Below are 21176 nucleotides of genomic sequence, written 5' to 3' on the forward strand. Positions count from 1 at the left end.
TGCCTCCTGGACGTGACGGCGCGTCGAGGGTCAGTCTCGTCGAGCCTCGGCCGGGAGCACCAGAGGAATCTGCTTGCCGACCGGCATGGCACCCACACCGCGACGCACCGCGACGAGACGCAGCGCGTGCTCCCAGACCTGAGCGGCCTCGGAGTCCATCGCAGGACGTCCCAGCAAGGTCGCACGGAGCATCCAGCGGCCACGCTCGACGGCGATGATGCGCGAGGGCTGGAAACCCTCGCTGCCGTCGGCGAGCTGGGCGGGGACGCGGCAGAGCAGCTCCGTGCCGAAGTCGCCCTCGCGCTCCTCGCTGGCACCGCCACGGCGGGCCACGTCGGCAGCGATCTGCGGACGAACCTCGTCCCACAGGCCACCGCTGGTGGGGGCCGCGTAGGCCTGGAGCTCCATCGCACCCTCCGGGCCGGCGAGCATCGCAGCGCCGACCTCCTCGGTCTGCTCGTTCACCTGGAGGCGCAGTTCGAGACCCTCGACCGGGGCGACGAGGAGCGCGCCCACGTCGATCCGCTCGATGTCGTCACGGATCTCCGACACGTCGAAGGGACCGGTGGTGGGGGCCGACTGCTCGCTGGCAGCGGCCGCACCTGCGGTCTGGGCTGCGGTCTCCTGCGTGGCCTTGCGACGGAACTTCACCGAAGACACCTCCTGGTGCTGGTCTGTGGTGTTGCTGGACTGTGGTGCTGGTCTGGGTGGAGTGACTCAGGCGCTCGCGGGGGTGCCACCGGTGAAACCGCCGGTGGAACCGTATCCCCCGTCACCTCGCGCGGTGTCGTCCAGCGTCTCCACCTCGACCCAGCGGACCCGTTCGTAGCGCTGGACGACGAGCTGGGCGATGCGGTCACCGCGCTGCAGGCAGATCTCCTCCACGGGGTCGTGGTTGATCAGCATCACCTTGATCTCGCCGCGGTAGCCGGAGTCGACGGTGCCGGGCGTGTTGACGATCGAGAGGCCGTGACGGGCCGCGAGTCCCGAGCGCGGGTGCACCAGGGCAACGAAGCCGTCGGGCAGTGCGATCGCGACGCCGGTGGGCACGAGAGCTCGCTCGCCCGGAGCGAGGACGACGTCGACGCCGGTGTGCAGGTCCGCGCCCGCGTCACCGGGGTGCGCGTAGGACGGGAGCGGCAGGCCTTCGTCGATCCGGACGACCCGCACGTCCAACGACGCGCTGGCAGTCCGGGGGCTGTTCTCTGCGGGGGCGTTCTGGGTCACCGGGTGAGCCTACCCGTCGGCGACGTACCCCGAGGTGGGTGTGCGCGGCTTTCGTCACGGCTTGGTGCCGCGCCTAGGCTGAGGTCCGTGGAGTACTCCGAGCGTCTGTACGTCCCCCTTCGCTGGTGGGTCCAGGGAATCATGCTGATCGCCACCTTCTGGCTGGCCCTGCTGGTTGCCGTGCCCGAGAACGAGGGTGTGGTCTGGATCATCACCGGGTTCGTCGTCGCACTGATGGCAGTGCTGTACGCGGCCTACGGTGCCGTGGTCCGGATCTCCGACGACGTCCTGACCGTGGGCCGCGCCCGGATCGAGACCCACCACCTGGGCGAGGTCGAGGCGCTGGACGCCGAGCGCACCCGCGCCGTCGCCGGCCGCGAAGCGGACGCACGTGCCCACCTGGTGCTGCGCCCCTACCTCAAGCGCTCGGTGAAGATCGCGGTCACCGACCCCAGCGACCCTGCCCCGTACTGGCTCGTCAGCACACGTCACCCCGAGAAGCTCGCCGCCGCCCTGCGTGCCGCCGGCGCCTCGGCCGAGGTCCGCTGACCTGTCCCCCTCCGCACGCTCTGCCGACGCGGCTAGGCTCTGGCCAACACCCAGAGCGCTCGTTCGGTCCACGACGGCGCCGCACGAGGAGGAGCCCCGCATGGGAAAGCGTTCCAAGGCCGGCAAGCAGAAGAAGTCCCCTGCGTGGAACGCGCTCTCTGCCGTGGCCGCCGTCGGCGCCGCAGCAGTGGCCAAGAAGGGTCTCGACGCCTCCTGGCGCGTGGCGACGGGCAAGAACCCGCCCGCGAACCCCGCTGACCCCGACGTCGAGCTGCGTGAGGCGATCCTGTGGGCCGCCGCCAGCGGCACGATCATCGCCCTGGCCCGCATGCTCGCGACCCGCAAGGCCGCCACGTACTACGCCCAGTCGACGGGTCAGCTTCCCCCGACCCTGCGCAAGGACGGCCAGAAGGCCACGTCCTCGGACGCGCAGGTCGCCTGAGCACCGTTCGTCTCAGCACCGTTCGTCGGACATCGAGACACGACACGAGGCCGCATCCCGTGGGGATGCGGCCTCGTTCGTCCGTGTGCGGTGCAGCCGGAACATCATTCGACGTCCAGCACCGCGGTGACGCGGCCCGGGGTTCCCGTCGGGGCCCGGGCTCGGCGTCAGTGGCGCTCAGTAGCAGTCGTGGCAGATCTGCTTCTCGGCGTCAGCCAGCTGCGAGTGGTGGTGCACCAGGAAGCAGCTCATGCAGGTGAACTCGTCCTCCTGCTTGGGCTTCACCTCGACGGCGAGCTCCTCGTGCGAGAGGTCTGCACCCGGCAGTTCGAACGACTCAGCGGCTTCGGTCTCGTCCTCGTCGACCTTGCCGGAGTTCTTGTCGTGTCGGCGCGCCTTGAGCTCCTCGATGCTCTCTTCGCTCTGGTCTTCCTCGTTCTTGCGAGGTGCGTCGTAGTCGGTCGCCATCTCTTCTTCCGTGTCCCGAAAATGTTGTGCCGTGTGTCGGCCCGAGCCATCCCTCGGCGGGAGGATTGTGCCCCACGGTGTCCGGTGGAGCACCACCGGCGTCATCTGTCGTGTCGAACCTGTTATTGCCCGCGGGTATTCCCGCGCTCCGGACGTGAGCCGTACCGCATTCAGGTGACGCGATTCTGGTGGCGTCGTCCACCGCTTTCGTCCGCCGAGGATCAGCCCCGTCGGAGCACAGACCCCAGGACCGGCTGGCGCTGCGAGCGTACGCGCGACACCCTAGGGCGTCAGTCGACGAAACCGCACTCGCGCAGGGTGCTCGCGAAGGCGTCCCAGGTGTGCGCCGGGGCAGCCACCAGCACCGAGCGCTCGTTCCACCCGTCCAGCTGGCGCCCCAGCGGACCGGCGAGGATCTCGAAGCGTCCCCCGGCCTCGGTGAGCACCAGGCGTCCGGCGGCGTAGTCCCACGGCTGAGGACCGTCCTCGACGTAGGCGTCGGCGATGCCCTCGGCGACGTGGCACAGGTCGAGGGCACAGGAACCCATGCGACGAATGTCGCGCACCAGAGGCAGCAGCCGGGCCACGCAGGCTCCCTGGTGGGCCCGGACCTCGCTGCGGTACCCGAAGCCGGTGAGCACCAGGCTCTGGGCGACCGTGGTCGCCGGACGCACCTGCAGCGGGCGTCCGTCCTTGGTGGCGCCCTGTCCCCGGCCCGCTGAGTAGACGGTTCCGGTGCCGACGTGGACGACCGCGGCCGCCAGCGGCTCTCCGTCGACCTCGGCGGCCAGGGAAACGGCGTACTCGTCGATGCCGTAGAGCAGGTTGACGGTGCCGTCGACCGGGTCGACGACCCAGCGGACACCGCTGACGCCTGCGGAGGCGCCCTCTTCCTCGCCGAGCACGGCGTCGTCGGGGCGGGTCTCGGCGAGCAGGCGGCGCACGAGAGCCTCGCTGGCCCGGTCGACCTCGGTGACGACGTCGACCTGGCTGGACTTGGTGTCGGCCACCTCGACGGCCTGACGGGCCATGTCGCGCACGAGGTCGGCGGCGGCAGCAGCGACCCGCTCGGCGACGGCCCGCAGTTCACTGACGTCGTGGGCGGTCTGGGGGGTGGGTGTGGCGTCAGGCTGGGGGGTGTTCATCAGGCGTTGACCTCGTCGTTCGTGGGGAGTTCGTCGTCTCGACCACACAGGGCCGGTCGGGGGGCACGCGGGTGGGGGCAGCAGCCGGGCGCGCACAGGTCCGGTCCGGCGCCGAGCGCCCCGACGCTGCGGCGCACGGTCTCGACACCGCGGACGACGGCGGCGCGTTCGAGGAGGAGGTCGCGGACCATCGCGACGAAGCGCGGATCGACGCCCGGGGTCGAGGCACGGCGGGCCTCGATCCCGAGCTCGGCGCAGGTGGCCATCGCTTCGGTGTCGAGGTCGTACACGACCTCCATGTGATCGGAGACGAAGCCGATCGGGATCATCACGACGGCCTTCACGCCGTCGGCGGCGAGCTCAGCGAGACGGTCGTTGACGTCCGGCTCGAGCCACGGGACGTGCGGAGCACCCGAACGCGAGCAGTAGACGAGCTCGTGCGGGCGTTCGACGCCGGTGGCCTCGGCGACGCGGGCCGTCACCTGGGCCATCACGTCGAGGTGCTGGCGCACGTAGGCGCCGCCCCCGGCGGGCGAGTTGAGGCCCGAGCCGTCGTTCATCGTGGTGGGGATCGAGTGGGTGACGAAGACGAGGTGGGCGTCGTCGCGCAGGGTCGCGTCGAGGTCGGCGAGGCAGCCCAGGGTGGCGTCGACGAACGGGTCGATGAAGCCGGGGTGGTTGTAGTACTGGCGCAGGCGGTCCAGGCGCGGGGCACCCTCGACCTCGGCGGTGACGTCGGCGAGGTTCTCGCGGTACTGCCGGCACGAGGAGTAGGACGAGTACGCCGAGGTGGTGAAGACCGCGGCACGCTGCACGCCGTCGGCCTTCATCTGCTCCACCGCGTCGTTGAGGTAGGGGTCCCAGTTGCGGTTGCCCCAGTACACGGGTAGATCGACGCCGGCCTCGGCGAGGTCGGCGCGCAGTGCGGCGAGCAGGGCCCGGTTCTGGTCGTTGATCGGCGACTTCCCGCCGAATCCGAAGTAGTGCTGGCCGACCTCTTCGAGGCGCTCGCGCGGGATCCCCCTCCCCCTGGTCACGTTCTCGAGGAACGGGACCACGTCCTCAGGCTTCTCCGGCCCTCCGAAGGAAAGCAGGAGCAGTGCGTCGTACGGCGTGACGTCAGCGCCGAGAGATGAGGTCATCTCCCCATCGTAGGCTCAGGCGGATAACGAACCCCGGGCCCTCGACCGTAACCTTGATGACGATGTTCTCCTCCTACGGTCGCGTCCTGTCACACCCCGGGGCCCTCGCTTTCTGCTCATCGGCCCTCGTCGCGCGGCTCCCTGCTTCGACCGTCGGTCTCGGCATCGTGCTGCTGGTCGAGCACAGGACGGGCTCCTACGGTCTGGCCGGAACCGTCTCTGCCGCGTACGTGCTGGCGCAGGCCGTGTTCGCCCTGGTGCACGGCAAACTGATCGACGCCTTCGGCCAGTGGCGGGTCCTGCCCGTGGCAGCAGCCGGTTTCACTGCGTCGTTGGCGTCGATGATCCTCTCGGTGGAGAACGACTGGCCCTCTGCGCTCACCTACCTGTTCGCCGCGCTGGGCGGCTCCTTCGCGCCGCAGATCGGCGCGTGCGTGCGGGCCCGGTGGTCCCACGTCCTGACCTCGCGTCGAGAGGTGCAGACCGCCTACGCGCTGGAGTCGGTGATCGACGAGTTCGTCTTCGTCGTCGGACCGGTGCTGGTGACGACGCTGGCGACGCTGTGGCAGCCTGCGTGGGCCCTGGCCCTGGCATTGACGCTGGGACTGGTCGGCACCGTTTCGTTCGCCGCGCAGCGACACACCGCTCCCCCGGCACGCCGCCGCAGTTCCGGCAACGACGTCCGGCCCCCGATGGACTGGGCCGCACTGGCGCCCCTGGCAGTGGTGGGTCTGATGCAGGGCGCCCTCTTCGGCGTCGCCGAGGTCGCCACGGTGGCGTTCGCCGACCGCGCCGGGTCACCGGGCCTTTCCGGACCGCTGCTCGCGATGTGGGCGCTGGGCAGCATGGTCGGTGGCCTGGTCGCCGGGACCCTGACGTGGCGTCGTGGACCCCAGGTGCGAGTCCGGGTCGGCATGGTCGCGCTGACGGTGTTGATGGTGCCCACGATCCTGGTCTCCTCGACCTGGGCGTTGGGTGCAGTGCTGCTGGTCGCCGGGCTGGCGATCGCTCCCACCATGATCGCGACCCTGACGCTCGTCGAACTCTGCGTTCCGGCCGCGCGTCTGACCGAGGGCATGGCGCTGATCCAGACCGGCCTGGTGGCGGGTGTGGCTCCGGGCGCTGCGATCGGCGGCGTGCTCGTGGACTCCCACGGACCCTCGGCCGGTTTCGCGGTGGGCGTGGCCGCGTGCCTGCTCGGCGCGGCCGCCGCTCAACTGTTGCGTCCCCGTCGCCGTTCCGAGGCTGACGCAGTCTCCTGACCCGCTGACGTGACGGGGTCGCGGGGACTAGCCTCGGCCCATGACCGACGTGCGCACGACCTCCGAGGCTGCGAGCCACGGACCGGTGTGGCGCAACTGGTCGGGCCTGGAGAGCACCACGCCCGTCCGGTCCGAGGCTCCGGCTTCCAGCGCTGACGTGGTCCGCGCGGTCGAGCGTGCCCGCAGCGAACGCACGACGGTGAAGATGATCGGTTCGGGGCACTCGTTCACGTCGATCTCGGCTCCCGAGCACACGATGCTGACCCCCGAACGCCTGGTCGGCGAGGTCCGGGTGGACCACGCGACGATGACGGCCACTGCGCCGGCCGGGGTGCAGCTCAAGCACCTCAACGTCGCGCTCGAGCAGGCCGGCGTCTCTCTGCACAACATGGGCGACATCGCCGAGCAGACCCTGGCCGGCGCGGTCTCCACCGGCACCCACGGCAGCGGCGGTGTCGTCGCCGGGCTCGCTCCCCAGCTGGCCGGCTTCGAGATGGTCTCCGGCACCGGCGAGGTGCTGCGCGCCTCCGAGACGGAGAACCCCGACGTCTTCCGGCTGGGACGCGTCGGCCTGGGCGCGCTCGGGGTGCTGACCGAGGTCACGTTCAAGGTGGAGCCGACGTTCCTGCTCCGGGCCGAGGAACGCCCGATCGGCTGGGACGAACTCCTGGCCACCTTCGACGAACTCGACGAGGCGCACCATCACGTCGACGTGCACTGGTTCCCGCACACCGATCGTGCACTGCTCAAGGCAAACACCCGACTCACCGACGAAGACCCGGAGCCGCTGTCCCCGTTCCGCGCCTGGCTCGACGACGACTTCCTCTCCAACACCGCCTTCGGCGTCCTGAACGCGGTCGCGAGCAGGGTCCCGTCGCTGGTGCCCGGCATCAACGCCGCCGCGTCCCGGGTGCTGTCGGCACGCACCTACTCCGACGTCGCACACAAGGTGTTCGTCTCCCCGCGCACGGTCCGGTTCCGGGAGATGGAGTACGCCCTCCCCCGCGAGGTGGGACTGGAGGCGCTGCGTGAGGCCCGTCGGGTGATGGACGCCCACGACTGGCGGATCTCCTTCCCCGTCGAGATCCGCACCGCGCCTGCCGACGACGTCGCTCTCTCCACCGGGTACGGGCGCGACTCGATGCACCTGGCCTTCCACGTCCACCACGACGTCGACCACACCGCCTACTTCGCCGCCGTCGAGAACGTCATGCGGGGGTACGGAGGTCGTCCCCACTGGGGGAAGTTGCACCGCCTGCGTGTGGACGACGTGAAGGACGACTACCCTTTGCTCGACGAGTTCCTTTCCCTGCGGGATCGACTCGACCCTGATCGAGTGTTCACCAATCCCTATTTGCGCCGAGTTCTGGGAGAATGACAGCAATGTCGTCCACCAACGCACGTAGCCCGTTCGCCTCGGGGCCTGACCACGGCACCCCGGCGAGCCGCTTCGCGACCGCCGGTCCCGGCGCGCCGTACGTGCGTGAGAACCTGCGTGAGCGGGCCGGCGCCGGCCCCGCGCGGGAGCGTGGACCGGTGCACCTCACTCTTGCGGCCCTCAGTGAGGACCACACCCGCCTGCTGCTCGTCGACGGCAACGGTTCTGAGTTCACCCTCGACCTCGACAACGCCCTGCGCTCCGCCCTGCGTGGTGAGCTGCCTCGACCCGCCCATCTGGAGATCCGCATGGAAAGCGCCCTTCGCCCTCGTGACATCCAGGCCCGCATCCGCGCGGGTGAGAGTGCGGAGTCCGTCGCGGCCGTGGCCGGGACATCGTTGGACAAGATCATGGTCTACGCCGGCCCCGTACTGGCCGAGCGTGAGCACGTCGCCGACCGCGCCCAGCGTTCCTCGATCCGTCGTCGTCCGCACGAGGTCGGTGTCTCCACCGCCCGGACCGTCGACGAGGCCGTGCAGACCCAGCTCCGCGCGCACCGTACGGACCCCACCTCGGTGGAGTGGGACTCCTTCCGTCGTGAGGACGGCCGCTGGACGGTCACCGGCCGCTACGACACCCCCGCCCGCACCGGCGTGGCCACGTTCACCTACGACGTCCAGGGCAACTACGTCCTGCTCGAGGACGACGACGCCCGCTGGCTGGTCGGCGACGCCCTGCTCGACGCCCCGGTCGCTGCCCCTCAGGGTCTGCGTTCGGTTCCGGTCTCCCTGGGCGACGACGCGATCCGCCTGGTCAAGGGCCAGAGCGAGGTGGACACTTCCGCTGACGGCGAGTCTGAGGTCGCGGCTGAGGTCGAAGCCGCGGCGCCCGTCGACGAGGCTCCGGTGGCCGACACCGAGCCTGTCGAAGAGGCGGCCGACCCCCACGCTCCGCTGGTGGAGGAGCGCACCATCGACCTCAGTGAGACGGTGGCGAACATCCGCGGCGCGATGCGTCAGCACGTTCCCCCCTACGCCCCGGCCAAGCCCCAGCGCGCCACGATGCCGTCGGTCGAGGCCCCCTCCGCCGTGGCCCCCGCCGCCCCCGTCGAGGAGACTCCGGCCGTCGTGGACGAGGCCCCGGCAGTAGAAGTGACGGACGCCCCCGCGGAGACTGACACCGACAAGCCTGTCGTGAAGAAGTCGCCCAAGAGGCGCGGCCGCGCCTCCGTCCCGAGCTGGGACGAGATCATGTTCGGTGGACCGAACGACTGACCGGCGCGGTGGACCGAACGACTGACCGGCGCGGTGGACCGAACGACTGACGTTCGACCCTGACACGCCGCGAGGGGCGGACGGTTCTCACGAACCGTCCGCCCCTCGTCGTGCGTGCTGCCTCTGTCGTGAGGTGCGCGCTGGGCTCAGACCGGGCGTCCGGCCGGAGCGTTGGCCGCGGTGAGGGCCGGGTCGCGCTGGACCACGTCGCCGAGGGCGGCGTCGATGGCTGCCATGACGTCGGCGTCGAGCGTCACGCCGACGGCGCCGACGTTCTCGTGGACCTGCTCGGGGCGCGAGGCACCGATGATCGCGGAGGCGACGTTCGGGTTCTGCAGCACCCAGGCGACGGCGAGCTGCGCCATCGACAGGTCGAGCTGCTCGGCGATCGGGCGCAGGTTCTGCACGGCGGTGAGGATCTCGTCGGTCATGAAGCGGCTCACCATCGAGGAGCCGCCCTTCTCGTCGGTGGCGCGCGAGCCGGCCGGGGCGGGCTGACCGGGCAGGTACTTGCCGGTGAGGACGCCCTGGGCGACCGGGGACCAGACGATCTGGGACAGACCGAGCTCGGCGGAGGCGGGGACGACCTCGTCCTCGATCACGCGCCACAGCATCGAGTACTGGGGCTGGGACGAGATCAACTGGACGCCGAGCTCCTTGGCCAACGGTGCGGCGGCACGGAGCTGGTCGGCGGTCCACTCGCTGACACCGATGTAGAGCGCCTTGCCGGAGCGCACGACGTCGGCGAAGGCCTGCATCGTCTCCTCGAGCGGCGTCTCGGTGTCGTAGCGGTGTGCCTGGTACAGGTCGACGTATTCGGTGCGCAGACGCTTGAGGGAGCCGTTGATCGACTCCAGGATGTGCTTGCGCGACAGCCCGACGTCGTTGTGTCCCTTGGGGCCGGTGGGCCAGTAGACCTTGGTGAAGATCTCTAGGGACTCCCGACGCTCCCCCGCGAGTGCATCGCCGAGGACGGACTCGGCGATGGTGTTGGCGTACACGTCGGCGGTGTCGAAGGTGGTGATGCCGGCATCCAGGGCTGCCCGCACACACGCGGTGGCGGTGTCCTGGTCCACCTGGCTGCCGTGGGTGAGCCAGTTGCCGTAGGTGATCTCGCTGATCTTGAGGCCGGAGTTGCCCAAGTACCTGAATTCCATGTTCCCCAATCTACTCACTCATGTTGGACGTCTCACGCCACGACGCCGTCTGCAGACGCGCGACAGTGGTTCTGCGTCAGGCCCCACGCCGTGACAAGATCTGCTCTTGTGGCTGAACTGCACTTCTTCACCGGCACCATGGACTCCGGCAAGAGCACTCTCGCGCTGCAGACCAACCACAACCACGCCGCCCGCGGCCGAGTGGGTCGGATCTTCACCGCCAACGACCGTGGCGGCAACGCCGTCCTGTCGAGCCGTCTGGGCCTGAGCCACGACGCGCTCGATGTCGCGAGCGACTTCGACTTCTGGAAGTACGTGGTCGACTCCCTCACCAAGGGCGACCGGATCGACTACCTGATCTGCGACGAGGCACAGTTCTACTCCGCGGACCAGATCGACCAGCTGGCCAAGCTGGTCGACGAGCTGCAGATCGACGTCTTCGCGTTCGGCATCCTCACCGACTTCCGTTCGTACATGTTCCCGGGCAGTGCACGACTGGTCGAGCTGGCCGACCGGATGCACGTGCTGCAGGTCGAGGCGCTGTGCTGGTGCGGCAAGCGTGCGACGCACAACGCCCGCGTCGAGAACGGCACGATGGTCACCGACGGTGAGGTCGTCGTGCCCGGAGACGTCGCCGACAACCCGCAGGTGGCCACGAAGGTCACCTACGAGGTGTTGTGCCGCCAGCACCACCGTCGTCACCTGACGGCGGCCCGGGCCAAGGCCGTGAGCCTCCAGCCCGAACCCCTGCCCTTCGACTGACTCAGATCAGCAGGGCTCAGATCGCCGGGCTCACAACACCGGGCTCAGATCACCAGCATCGGGATCAGCATCTCGGCGCGCGAGAGCGAGCCGTGCATGCCCACCAGGCGGGTCTCGACCGGGAAGTCGACGCTCGACATGATCGCGGCGTCCCCGGCACAGGCAGCGACCACGTCGCCGATCCGGTCGGCGACGGGGTCGGTGAGCGCACCGAACCAGCCACGCGCGCCGGCTTCGGCGCGGGTCAGCACCTCAGCGCGGTCCCCGAGGACCTCACGCCAGGTGGCGGCGACGTCGTCGACGGCACCGTCGTGGCAGTAGACGTGCCGGAAGCGCGCCTCTCCCCCGAGCAGTCGCACACCGTCGCGCAGTTCGCGACGGTCGTCGACGTCGATCCGGCTCTCCTGCGGGGAGTCGACCATGCCGTGGTCGGCGATCACCAGCAGGCGGGTGCCGGGCGGGAGGTGGTCGCGCATCTGCTCGGCCTCGGAGTCGACCGCGGAGAGCTGCTGGAGCCATTCCTGCGACGCGACACCGTGGCGGTGGCCGGTGCTGTCGAGGGCGGAGTCGTAGACGTAGGTCAGTGACGGGCTGCGCCACGACGCACCGACCACGGCCGCGATCCGCTCCCCGGCGGACTGGGCGCCCACGTACTCGGCGCCACGGTTAGACATCGTGGTCAGCGGCGAGTTCATGAACTCGGCCTTGTTGACCACCGTCGTCAGGACGCCCTGCTCCCCCAGCCGCATGAACGCGGTGGTGTGCGGCTGCCAGACGAGCGGGTCGACGTCACCGGACCAGTTGAGGCCGTTGAGGAGTCGGTCGGTGCCGGGAATCCGGGCGGTGTAGCCGACCATCCCGTGGGTGCCCGGCAGGAGGCCGGTGCCCAGGGAGGTGAGACTGGTGACGGTCGTGGAGGGGACACCAGCGGTGCCGGGCTCCTGCTGGGCCAGCAGCGACGCCAGGAACGGTGCCGCGTGGGCGTAGCGACGGATCAGTTCCGCGCCCAGACCGTCGACCAGGAAGACGACGTAGGAGCCGGCGTCGGGCAGGTGCAGGCTCGTGACGGCACCCGGCAGCGGCGTGCCCAGGGCGGCCGCGACGGCCGGGAGGACGTCGGTCAGCGACCGGCTGCCGTAGGCGGGCTCGACGAACGACGCCGGGGTGTTCCCGGCGTCGGACGGACCGTTCACCTCACGCACCGCGGGTGCGGGAGGAGACCTGCTCGGCGAAGGCCAGCAGGCCGGCGACGGCGTCACGGCCGTCAGCAGCAGCGGAGACACGCAGCGAGAAGTCCTCACCGGCGAGCACGCCGGTGTAACCGTGGTCGGCGTCGCACTGGGGGTCGGTGCAGCCGGCAGGCTCGAGGTCGAGGCGCTGGACGCCACCCCAGCCGATGGTCAGGACGGCCTCGACGGCCGGTCCGGGAGCCTTGGTGGGGTTGGTGACCATGCGGGTCACCGCGACGGTGCGGACCGCGCTGAGCGCGATCGCCTCGGTCGACGTCGACGTGTACGGCTCCGGCAGCAGGTCGTCGCCGGGGTGCTCGTCGGTGTGGGCCAGCAGCAGACGCGTCGGGGTGAGGACCACGACGGTCAGGTGGCGACGCACCTCGTCACGTTCGAAGGTCGGCTCGTGGTGCACGTAGTGGGCCAGCACGGGCTCACCGGCCACCGCCGCGGAGACCGCGTCGGAGACGACTTCGGGGTAGTAACCGGTTCGTTCGATCGCGGCCCGCAGTTCGCGGGTCCTGTCCGTCTCGGATCCAGCGTGATCGGGGGTCCTGCTGCGCATGGGGTCCAGTGTGTCACGCCCCGCGCCGACAGCGTGGGTCACGGGCACCTGCTGCGACTGCCCCGCCGGCCCGGAACCGCGTCGACCGAAGCCTGCGCCGCGACCGCGTCCGAAGCGGCTCATCCGTGGCTCGTCTCGCCGGGCACGGCGTTGAGACGGCGCACGAACCAGTCCGAACGCGGGTCGACCATCGGCTCGATCCGGATGTTGGCACCGAGCACCGCGGCTCCGTCCTCGCCGGCCAGCACGAGCGGGAGCGAGAGGGAACGGATCTGCGGGACGTCGTGCTGGAGCTGCGCGATCCGGCGCAGGATCCGCTCGACCTCGCTGACGTCGACGATGTCGCTGCCGCGGTAACCGAAGAGCAGCGGCGAGGCCTTGATCTCGCGGACCATGTCCTGGGCATCGTGCTCGGCCAGCGGCGGGATCCGGTAGGCGCGGTCTTGGAGCAGTTCGGTCATCGGGCCACCGATGCCGAAGGAGATGACCGGTCCGAAGAGCGGGTCCTCCATCGTCTCCATCGCGACCGGGACGCCCGGCGGTGCGTTCTTCTGCACCACGAAACCGGCGCTGGCGACGTCGGGGACGACCTCGAGAAGCTTCTCCCAGGCCTCCATCATCGTCTCGGAGCCGTCGATGGTGCGCCACACGTGTGCCTGGTCGGGGCGGTCACGCAGGTGCGGGGCGGTCGCCTTGAGGACGACGTCCCAGCCGAGTGCGTCACCCGCCTCGATCGCTTCCTGAACGCTGTTGACGCGGTGCGTCTTCCACAGGTCGATGCCGTAGCAGGCGAGCAGGTCGTGCTGCTCGGTGTCGGTGAGGTCCCAGCCCTCGGGGTGGCGCTTGAGGAGGTGGTGGACCATCTTCTTGGCCTCGGCGAGGTCGACGAGGGCCTCGTCGTTGGAGCCGTTGACCGGGGTGCGCAGCCACATCGCGTACTCGACCACCCGAGCCAGGGCACGGACCGCGGACTCCACAGCCGGGTACGACGGCACCGAGCCACGACCGGCGGTCGAACCGGCGACGTCGGGAACCCGGAGCAGTTCCGGGACACCTTCCGCGCCCAGGAAGGTGGAGACGAGCGGCTTGTCGGACTGCTCACCGATGGCAGCGAGCACGTTGGCGACGTCCTCGCCCGACACGTTGAGCGGCGGGATGTAGATCGCGGCGACGGCGTCGACCTCGGGGTCGTCGATCGCGGCGTCAAGGGCGTCCTCGAACGCGCTCGCGCCGGCGTCCGCACCGAGCGCGACGGTCTTGTTGACGACGAGGCCTGCCCCGGCCGCGGCGTCAGCGGCCAGCAGTGCCAGCGCGTCGGAGTTCCCGACGACGGCGACGCGGCGCCCACGCGGCAGCGGCTGGTGAGCCATCAGCTGCGCGACGTCGAACATCTCTTCCAGGGTGTCGACCTGGATCACGCCGGCCTGACGGAACATCGCGTCGACGGCTTGGGAGGGCGCAGCGATCTTGCGGACCGCGTGCCCCATCGGGACGCCCTGGGTGGTGCGGCCCGAACGGACCGCGATGATCGGCTTGCGGCGCGACACGCGGCGGGCGATGCGGGAGAACTTGCGCGGGTTGCCGATGGACTCCAGGTACAGGAGGACGACCTCGGTCGACTCGTCCTTCTCCCAGTACTGCAGGAGGTCGTTGCCGGAGACGTCGGCGCGGTTGCCGGCGCTGACGAAGGTGGTCAGACCCAGGCCACGGTTGTTGACCTTCTCCAGGATCGCGGAGCCGAGCGCACCGGACTGGCAGAAGAAGCCGGCACGGCCACGCGGCGGCATCACCTGCGAGAGCGAGGAGTTCAGCGACACCTCGGGGTCGGTGTTGATGACACCGAGCGCGTTGGGGCCGATCAGACGCAGTCCGTAGGAACGCGAGAGGCCGACGAGCTGGCGCTGACGGCGGCGTCCTTCCTCACCGGTCTCGGCGAAGCCCGAGGAGATGACGACCAGGCCGTGGACGCCCTTGGCGGCGCAGTCCAGGACGACGTCCTGCACCTTGTCGGCCGGGACCGCGACGATCGCGAGGTCGACCTCGCCAGGGATGTCGGAGACCGTCTTGTACGCCGGCAGCCCCGAGACGGCGTCGGCGTTGGGGTTGACCGCGTAGACGCGGCCGTTGAAGTCGCCCAGGACGACGTTGCGCACCAGCAGCCGACCGATGGTGTCCTGCTTGCGGCTGGCGCCGATGACGGCGATCGAGCGCGGGTTGAAGAACTTCTCGATCGAGGCGGACTCGGCGCGGTGCTCGCGCTGCTCCATCACGTCGAGGGCGGTCATGGTGGCGTCGATCGAGAACTCGAGGCTCACGAGGCCGTCGTCGTACTGAGAACGGACCTGGTAACCGGCGTCCTTGAAGGTACGGATCATCGGGTGGTTGTCGGGGAGGACCTCCGCGACGAACTTCTCGATCCCGCGCTCACGGCCCGCCTGGGCGAGGTGCTCGAGCAGGAGCTGACCGATGCCGCGACCCTGGTGCTTGTCCTCGACGAGGAAGGCGATCTCGGCCTCGCCCTCGCCGACGGCGTCGTAGCGTCCCACCGCGATCATCTTGCGGCCCACGAGCAGCACGAAGGCGACCCGATCGGTGTAGTCGACCTGGGTGAACCGCTTGACGTCGCGCTCGGAGAGCTTCGGCATCGGGGCGAAGAACCGGTAGTACTTCGACTCGTCCGAGACCCGGGCATAGAAGTCGACCAGCAGGTCGGCGTCCTCGGGGCGGATCGGCCGGATGTGCGCGGCCCGTCCGTCCCGCAGCAGGACGTCGGCCTCCCAGTGGCTGGGAGGCTCAGGAAGGACCGTTCCGGTCACGTCGTCGCTCACAGTGCAGAATCTAACGTGAGCGTGCGCGCGCCCGTGCAGCACCGCACGTCGCGGCGTGCCGCGGACGCCCCTGGACGCGGTGTGCAGGACAGGTCACGGCGTGCCGCATGGCAACGATGTCGGTGGCGTCGGGAAGAATCATCCGCATGGCTCGACGCAGCACCACTCCTCCGCTCCCCGACGACTTCGAGGAGCACATCCTCGACATCAACGTCGGGGACGAGATCAAGACCTCCTTCCTGGAGTACGCCTACTCCGTCATCTACTCCCGTGCGCTCCCCGACGCGCGTGACGGACTGAAGCCCGTCCAGCGCCGCATCCTGTACACGATGGACGACATGAGCCTGCGTCCCGACCGCGGCCACGTGAAGAGCGCCCGCGTCGTCGGCGAGGTGATGGGCAAGCTCCACCCCCACGGCGACTCCGCGATCTACGACGCGTTGGTCCGCATGGCCCAGCCGTTCTCGATGCGCCTGCCGATGGTCGACGGCCACGGCAACTTCGGATCGCCCGACGACCCGCCGGCGGCGATGCGTTACACCGAGTGCCGGATGGCTCCGGCCGCCGCCGCGATGACGGCCTCCCTCGACGAGAACACCGTCGACTTCCGCCCCAACTACGACAGCCGCGAGTTCGAGCCCTCCGTGCTGCCCTCGGCGATCCCCCACCTGCTCGTCAACGGTGCCACCGGCATCGCGGTCGGCATGGCCACCAACATCGCTCCGCACAACCTCGTCGAGGTCGTCGCGGCCCTCAAGCACCTGATCAAGGCACCGAAGGCCACCACCGACGACCTGATGAAGTTCATCCCCGGTCCGGACCTCCCCACCGGCGGCAAGATCGTCGGCCTGGACGGCATCCGCGACGCGTACGAGACCGGTCGCGGCACGTTCAAGATGCGGGCCACCACCCGGATCGAGAACGTCACGCCCCGCAAGAAGGGCATCGTCGTCACCGAGATGCCCTACGGCGTCGGCACCGAACGGGTGGTCTCCAAGATCAAGGACCTGGTGATCGCCAAGAAGCTCCAGGGCATCAGCGACATCAAGGACCTCACCGACCGCACCCACGGCATGCGTCTGGTGATCGAGATCAAGAACGGCTTCGTCCCCGAGGCCGTCCTGGAGCAGCTGTACCGCCAGACCCCGCTGGAGGACTCCTTCGGCATCAACGCGGTCGCGCTGGTCGACGGGCAGCCGCGCACGCTGAGTCTCAAGGAGATGCTCGAGGTCTTCCTCAAGCACCGCTTCGAGGTCGTGCGTCGTCGCTCGACGTTCCGCCGGGACAAGGCCGCTTCGCGTCTGCACCTGGTGGACGGTCTGCTGATCGCGATCCTCGACATCGACGAGGTCATCGCGCTGATCCGTTCCAGCGAGACCACCGCCGAGGCGAAGGCCAAGCTGATCTCGGTCTTCGACCTCAGCGAGATCCAGGCCGAGTACATCCTGGAGATGCCGCTGCGTCGTCTGACGAAGTTCTCCACGATCGAGCTCGAGAAGGAGAAGTCCGAGCTCGAGGAGACCATCGCCGCACTGCAGGCGATCCTCGACGACGAGAAGTTGCTCCGCAAGGTCGTCTCCGACGAACTCAGCGACGTCGCGAAGACGTTCGGCACCCCGCGTCGCACGGTACTGCTGGCCTCGGCCGGTGTCCCGGTGACGGCGGCCAAGGCTGCTGCCTCCCTGGAGGTCCCCGACGACCCGTGCGTCGCGATGCTCTCCTCCACCGGCCTGCTGGCCCGTACGGCCGCGAACGAGCCGCTGGGCCACGGTGGCGACCGCGCCAACCACGACGTCGTCGTCTCCGCGGTCACCACGACCGTCCGTGGCGAGGTGGGTGTCCTGACCAACCGCGGTCGGGTCGTGAAGCTCTCCGTCCTCGACTTCCCCGAGCTCCCGGCGACCGCTGGCGATCCGCTGCTGCAGGGCGGCCTGCCGTTGGCCGAGGTCCTCGAGCTGGGCAAGGGCGAACGTCCGCTCGGCCTGACCCGTCTGCAGGAGGACGGCCCCGGTCTCGCGGTCGGTACCCGCAACGGCGTGGTCAAGCGCGTCAACCCCGAAGTCCTGACCCGCGACGAGTGGGAGTACATCTCCCTCAAGGACGACGACGAGGTGGTCGGCGCGCTCGAGCTGCGCACCGGCACCGAGACGCTCTGCTTCGTCACCTCCGACGCGCAACTCCTGCACTACCCCGCCGACCTCGTGCGTCCGCAGGGACGTACCGGTGGCGGTGTGGCGGGCGTGAAGCTGTCGGCCGGCGCGCGCGTGGTCTCGTTCACCGCGTTCGAGCCCGTCGACGCGGTCGTGGTGACCGCCTCTGGCTCCTCGACCGCCCTCCCGGGCACCGAGCCGGGCAACATGAAGGTGACCCCGTTCAGCGAGTACCCGGCCAAGGGCCGAGCCACCGGTGGTGTGCGCTGTCACCGGTTCCTGAAGGGCGAGGACGCCCTGATCCTGGCGTGGGTCGGTCAGGGACCGGCACGCGCCGCTGCCGCTTCTGGTGCACCGGTCCCGTTGCCGGAGCCGGACGGACGCCGTGACGGCTCGGGCATGCCTGCGGCACAGCCGGTCGCCGCGATCGCCTCGCCCGTCTCGTTCCAGGCCTCCATCGGCAACGCCGACGCGGGCACTGTGGCTGAGGCCGGCACTGTGGCTACGGTGGGCGCCGGGCCGGACACCGCCGGTGACGGCCAGACCACGCTTGACCTGGAGGGCTGAGATGCGCACCACCACATGGACCGCTGTCGCGGGGTTCGTCCTGACGGCCCCGTGGCTCCTGTCCGGCTGTTCGGGCGACGACGCTGCCCCCACGGGCAGCCCGCTCGACGTACTGGCTGCCGCGGCCACCGAACTCGACTCCACCAGCGGCGCCCACCTGACCCTGACCTCGACCGACTTCCCCAGCGGCGCCGCCGGTGTCATGGGCGCCGAGGGTGACGTGGTCACCGAGACCGGTGGTGGCGCCGGCTTCGAGGGCGACCTGACGGTCAACTTCGCCGGCGCTGCGGTGCCGGTCCCGGTGCGTTCGCTCGACGGCACGGTGTGGGCCCAGATCCCGTTGACGCAGGGCTGGTCCGTCATCGACCCCGCCGAGTACGGCGCCCCTGACCCGTCCGGTCTCCTGTCGCGCGAGAGCGGTGTCGCTGCACTGCTGAACGCGACCGAGGACGTCGAGGCGGGATCATCGGTGCGCGGCGGCAAGAACAACGCCGAGGTGCTGACGCCGTACACCGGCACGATCAGCGGCGACGTGATGCAGCGGGTGCTGCCCACCAGCGCCGGCGACGAGTTCGACGTGACGTTCCGGATCACCTCCGCGGGCACCTTGGCCGAGGCCGAGATGACGGGCGTCTTCTACCCCGACACCCCGGAGATGACCTACACGCTCGTGGTCAGTGACCTCGGGCTGGAGCGCGTGATCGAGGCACCGTGACGCCGACGGGGGCGCTGTCGCGGGGCGTGCGGATGCTGCTGGCCCTGGCAGCACTGGCGGTCGGTTTCGCGGCCGCAGACACCTACGTCGTGGTGATGGCGCTGCCCGACATGATGGGCAGCGTCGGCGTCGGGATCGACGAGCTGCAGCGGGCTGCCCCGATCGTGTCGGGCTTCCTGCTCGGGTACGTCGCGATGCTGCCCCTGATCGGCCGGATCGCCGATCTCCGCGGCCGGGTCCCGGTGCTGGTGGTCTCGCTCGTCGTGTTCGCCCTCGGCTCCGCGGTCACCGCGGTCGCCTACGACATGACCTCGATGGTCGGCGGTCGTTTCCTCCAGGGTCTGGGCGGTGGCGGGCTGGTCCCGGCAACGTTGGCGCTGGTGGCCGACCTCTACCCGCCGCATCGACGCGGTGTGCCGCTCGGTCTGGTCTCCGCGGTCCAGGAGATCGGATCGGTGCTCGGCCCCCTGCTGGGTGCCGTGGTGATGGCGGTCGCCGACTGGCGGGTCATCTTCGCGCTCAACCTTGCCGTGGGTCTGGTGCTGGCTGCGGGGCTGCTGGCATTGGCGCGCGGCACCGGTACTGCTCCCCCGCGTGTGCGACGCACCGGCTGGCCCGACTTCCTCGGTGCGCTCCTGGGGCTGGCGCTGTCCGCTGCTCTCGTGCTGATGCTGCTCCGCCCGGGTGTCGTGATGCGCGACCTGTTCTGGGGGCAGCTCTTCGTTCCCTTCACCGACACAGGCGGTCGGTGGTCGACGCCGTTGGGTGTCATCACCTGCGTCCTCGCGTTCCTGTTCCTGCTGCGTCTGCTCACCGCGCGACGACCGTTGATCGACGTCAAGCCCTGGTGGCACGCGGCCCGTGAGGCCGATCTGTTGGGTGCGACGTTCCTCGCGATCGCGCTCGGCGGCGTGGTGCTGGCCTTCGCGACGGCCGACCCGCAGGTGGAGGTCTTCTCCGCCCACGGCCGTTGGTACCTCCTGGGTTCTGGGGTCGGGGCATTGGCCTTCGCCGTGCACCTGCGTACGGCACCGTCGCCGTTGGTCCCGGCAGGCACCCTTCGTGCGGTCCCCGCTTGGGGGGCGCTGGTGGTGAGCTTCCTGGTCGGCTCGGCTCTGGTCGCAGCCCTGATCGACGTCCCGTTGTTCGCGCGGACGACGATCCACACCGACTCCCAGGTCGATGCCGCGCTGGAGCTGGTGAAGTTCCTCGTGGCCCTGCCGGTGGGAGCCGTCCTGGGCGGCTACGGCCTGCGCCGGTTCGGTGCTGGGCCGGTCGCAGCCCTCGGGATGCTGCTCTCGGGTGGGGCGTTCGCGCTCATGGCGTCGTGGGGGCTGGACTCCCTCACCCAGTGGCACGCCACGCCGACGCTCCTGGTCTGCGGCCTGGGGTTCGGTCTCGCGCTGGCTCCGGTGAACGCAGCGGTGTTGGCCTTCACCGACGAGGCCGTCCACGGGCTCGCGAGCGCGTTGGTCGTGGTGGCGCGGATGGTCGGGATGCTGGTGGGCATCTCGGTGCTCACCACGGTGGGCCTGCGGCGCTACTACTCCGAGACCGAGGCAGTGCCCTCGATCCGTGAGGTCTGTGGCGGCACGTCGGCCTGCTCCGAGTTCACGACGATGCTGCGGGAGGCCGGGATCGCGCAGGAGTCGACGGTGTTCGCCGGAGCGGCTGTGGCCTGCGTAGCAGCGGCTGTGGTGGCGGCGCTGGTGTTCAGAACTGCGACGCGGTCGAAGGTCGGTAGTTCAGCAGGTTTACAGTTTCGCCATGTCTGAATTCGACGACCTCATCGAGGCCAACAAGAAGTTCGCCGCTGACTTCACCCTCGGAGGGTTCGACGGCAAGGCACATGCTGGCGTGGCCATGGTCACCTGCATGGACTCCCGCATCGATCCCCTGGCCATGCTCGGCCTGAAGCACGGCGACGCCAAGATCTTCCGCAACCCCGGCGGTCGCATCACCCCGCAGGCCCTCGAGGCCCTCGTCCTGGGCGTGCACCTCCTCGGCGTCCAGCGCATCCTCGTGGTGCCGCACACCAAGTGCGCGATGGCGTCGAAGTCGGAGGACGAGCTGCACGCGATCATCTCGGAGAAGACCGGCACCGACTCCTCCTGGCAGCCCTTCAACGTGGTCGCCGATCAGGAGCAGACCCTGCGTCAGGACCTCCGCAAGGTCGCTTCGCACCCGCTGATCCCGGACAACATCGCGATCGCCGGCTGCATCTACGACGTCGACACCGGCCTGCTGCGCCGCATCGAGGAGATCGACGCCTGAGGCATCCCGCTTATTCCGCCGGACGTCATAGGAATCCGGGCC

Annotated in this window: 19 protein-coding genes; 10 read left to right on the top strand and 9 right to left on the bottom strand. The window is 69.8% G+C overall.

The features are described from left to right. Nucleotides 1–30 precede the first annotated feature (30 nt). Together EOV43_RS09390 and dut are read right to left on the bottom strand one after the other, a co-directional pair. On the bottom strand, nucleotides 31–651 hold the full coding sequence (locus EOV43_RS09390) for a DUF3710 domain-containing protein (protein ID WP_164878684.1): 621 nt from the start codon (nucleotides 649–651) through the stop codon (nucleotides 31–33). Nucleotides 652–717: 66 nt separating this feature from the next. Next, a complete protein-coding gene (dut, locus tag EOV43_RS09395; RefSeq protein WP_128222245.1) occupies nucleotides 718–1176 on the bottom strand; it encodes a dUTP diphosphatase in 459 nt (152 codons plus the stop codon). A 138-nt stretch (nucleotides 1177–1314) separates the two neighbouring features. Here dut and EOV43_RS09400 point away from each other — a divergent pair, with 138 nt between their 5' ends. Further along, complete coding sequence (locus tag EOV43_RS09400; protein WP_239022052.1) at nucleotides 1315–1776, top strand: DUF3093 domain-containing protein; 462 nt, start codon at nucleotides 1315–1317, stop codon at nucleotides 1774–1776. A 100-nt stretch (nucleotides 1777–1876) separates the two neighbouring features. After that, on the top strand, nucleotides 1877–2218 hold the full coding sequence (locus EOV43_RS09405; protein ID WP_128221054.1) for a DUF4235 domain-containing protein: 342 nt from the start codon (nucleotides 1877–1879) through the stop codon (nucleotides 2216–2218). Between the two features lie 177 nt (nucleotides 2219–2395). On the opposite strand, the gene EOV43_RS09410 is transcribed toward EOV43_RS09405, so the two are convergent. The 3 genes from EOV43_RS09410 to EOV43_RS09420 all read right to left on the bottom strand — a co-directional run bounded on the left by EOV43_RS09410 (nucleotide 2396) and on the right by EOV43_RS09420 (nucleotide 4973). Next, nucleotides 2396–2686, bottom strand: a complete 291-nt coding sequence (locus tag EOV43_RS09410) for a DUF4193 domain-containing protein (RefSeq protein ID WP_128221055.1) — start codon at nucleotides 2684–2686, stop codon at nucleotides 2396–2398. A 290-nt stretch (nucleotides 2687–2976) separates the two neighbouring features. Then, the gene (locus EOV43_RS09415) at nucleotides 2977–3831 is read right to left on the bottom strand and encodes an inositol monophosphatase family protein (protein WP_128221056.1); all 855 of its coding nucleotides are present in this window, start codon (nucleotides 3829–3831) and stop codon (nucleotides 2977–2979) included. Further along, nucleotides 3831–4973, bottom strand: a complete 1143-nt coding sequence (locus EOV43_RS09420; RefSeq protein ID WP_128221057.1) for a ferrochelatase — start codon at nucleotides 4971–4973, stop codon at nucleotides 3831–3833. The genes EOV43_RS09415 and EOV43_RS09420 overlap by 1 nt, the downstream gene beginning before the upstream one ends. A gap of 56 nt (nucleotides 4974–5029) precedes the next feature. Here EOV43_RS09420 and EOV43_RS09425 point away from each other — a divergent pair, with 56 nt between their 5' ends. Genes EOV43_RS09425 through sepH form a run of 3 tightly spaced genes read left to right on the top strand, consistent with a single transcriptional unit; the run spans nucleotide 5030 to nucleotide 8887 of the window. Then, nucleotides 5030–6235 (top strand): MFS transporter, encoded by a 1206-nt coding sequence (locus tag EOV43_RS09425; RefSeq protein WP_164878685.1) that lies wholly within the window; start codon nucleotides 5030–5032, stop codon nucleotides 6233–6235. A 40-nt stretch (nucleotides 6236–6275) separates the two neighbouring features. Then, entirely contained in the window at nucleotides 6276–7613 is a 1338-nt protein-coding gene (locus tag EOV43_RS09430) for a D-arabinono-1,4-lactone oxidase (RefSeq protein ID WP_128221059.1), read from the top strand. A gap of 5 nt (nucleotides 7614–7618) precedes the next feature. Beyond that, nucleotides 7619–8887: a septation protein SepH gene (gene sepH, locus EOV43_RS09435; protein WP_164878686.1), complete on the top strand. Its 1269-nt coding sequence runs from the start codon at nucleotides 7619–7621 to the stop codon at nucleotides 8885–8887. Nucleotides 8888–9033: 146 nt separating this feature from the next. Here sepH and EOV43_RS09440 read toward each other — a convergent pair whose 3' ends face one another. Next, nucleotides 9034–10044, bottom strand: coding sequence for an aldo/keto reductase family protein (locus EOV43_RS09440; protein WP_128221061.1), 1011 nt, complete (start codon nucleotides 10042–10044; stop codon nucleotides 9034–9036). Between the two features lie 108 nt (nucleotides 10045–10152). On the opposite strand from EOV43_RS09440, the gene EOV43_RS09445 reads away from it, so the two are divergent. After that, nucleotides 10153–10806, top strand: coding sequence for a thymidine kinase (locus tag EOV43_RS09445; RefSeq protein ID WP_128221062.1), 654 nt, complete (start codon nucleotides 10153–10155; stop codon nucleotides 10804–10806). 44 nt (nucleotides 10807–10850) lie between these two features. Here EOV43_RS09445 and EOV43_RS09450 read toward each other — a convergent pair whose 3' ends face one another. The 3 genes from EOV43_RS09450 to EOV43_RS09460 form a co-directional block, all read right to left on the bottom strand. Next, nucleotides 10851–11999, bottom strand: a complete 1149-nt coding sequence (locus tag EOV43_RS09450; RefSeq protein ID WP_128221063.1) for an alkaline phosphatase family protein — start codon at nucleotides 11997–11999, stop codon at nucleotides 10851–10853. A 1-nt stretch (nucleotide 12000) separates the two neighbouring features. Then, nucleotides 12001–12600, bottom strand: coding sequence for a DUF5998 family protein (locus EOV43_RS09455; protein ID WP_128221064.1), 600 nt, complete (start codon nucleotides 12598–12600; stop codon nucleotides 12001–12003). Between the two features lie 119 nt (nucleotides 12601–12719). Further along, nucleotides 12720–15428, bottom strand: coding sequence for a bifunctional acetate--CoA ligase family protein/GNAT family N-acetyltransferase (locus tag EOV43_RS09460; RefSeq protein WP_239022053.1), 2709 nt, complete (start codon nucleotides 15426–15428; stop codon nucleotides 12720–12722). Nucleotides 15429–15574: 146 nt separating this feature from the next. On the opposite strand from EOV43_RS09460, the gene EOV43_RS09465 reads away from it, so the two are divergent. From EOV43_RS09465 to EOV43_RS09480, 4 genes are read left to right on the top strand one after another with little or no spacing between them, the layout of a single operon-like run. Continuing rightward, nucleotides 15575–18145, top strand: a complete 2571-nt coding sequence (locus tag EOV43_RS09465; RefSeq protein WP_128221065.1) for a DNA gyrase/topoisomerase IV subunit A — start codon at nucleotides 15575–15577, stop codon at nucleotides 18143–18145. A 1-nt stretch (nucleotide 18146) separates the two neighbouring features. Then, the gene (locus EOV43_RS09470; RefSeq protein WP_128221066.1) at nucleotides 18147–18860 is read left to right on the top strand and encodes an LppX_LprAFG lipoprotein; all 714 of its coding nucleotides are present in this window, start codon (nucleotides 18147–18149) and stop codon (nucleotides 18858–18860) included. Beyond that, nucleotides 18857–20635, top strand: a complete 1779-nt coding sequence (locus tag EOV43_RS09475; protein WP_239022054.1) for an MFS transporter — start codon at nucleotides 18857–18859, stop codon at nucleotides 20633–20635. The genes EOV43_RS09470 and EOV43_RS09475 overlap by 4 nt, the downstream gene beginning before the upstream one ends. Next, nucleotides 20628–21134, top strand: a complete 507-nt coding sequence (locus EOV43_RS09480; RefSeq protein ID WP_128221067.1) for a beta-class carbonic anhydrase — start codon at nucleotides 20628–20630, stop codon at nucleotides 21132–21134. The genes EOV43_RS09475 and EOV43_RS09480 overlap by 8 nt, the downstream gene beginning before the upstream one ends. Nucleotides 21135–21176: the final 42 nt, after the last annotated feature.

The organism is Nocardioides yefusunii (assembly GCF_004014875.1).
Classification (GTDB): domain Bacteria; phylum Actinomycetota; class Actinomycetes; order Propionibacteriales; family Nocardioidaceae; genus Nocardioides; species Nocardioides yefusunii.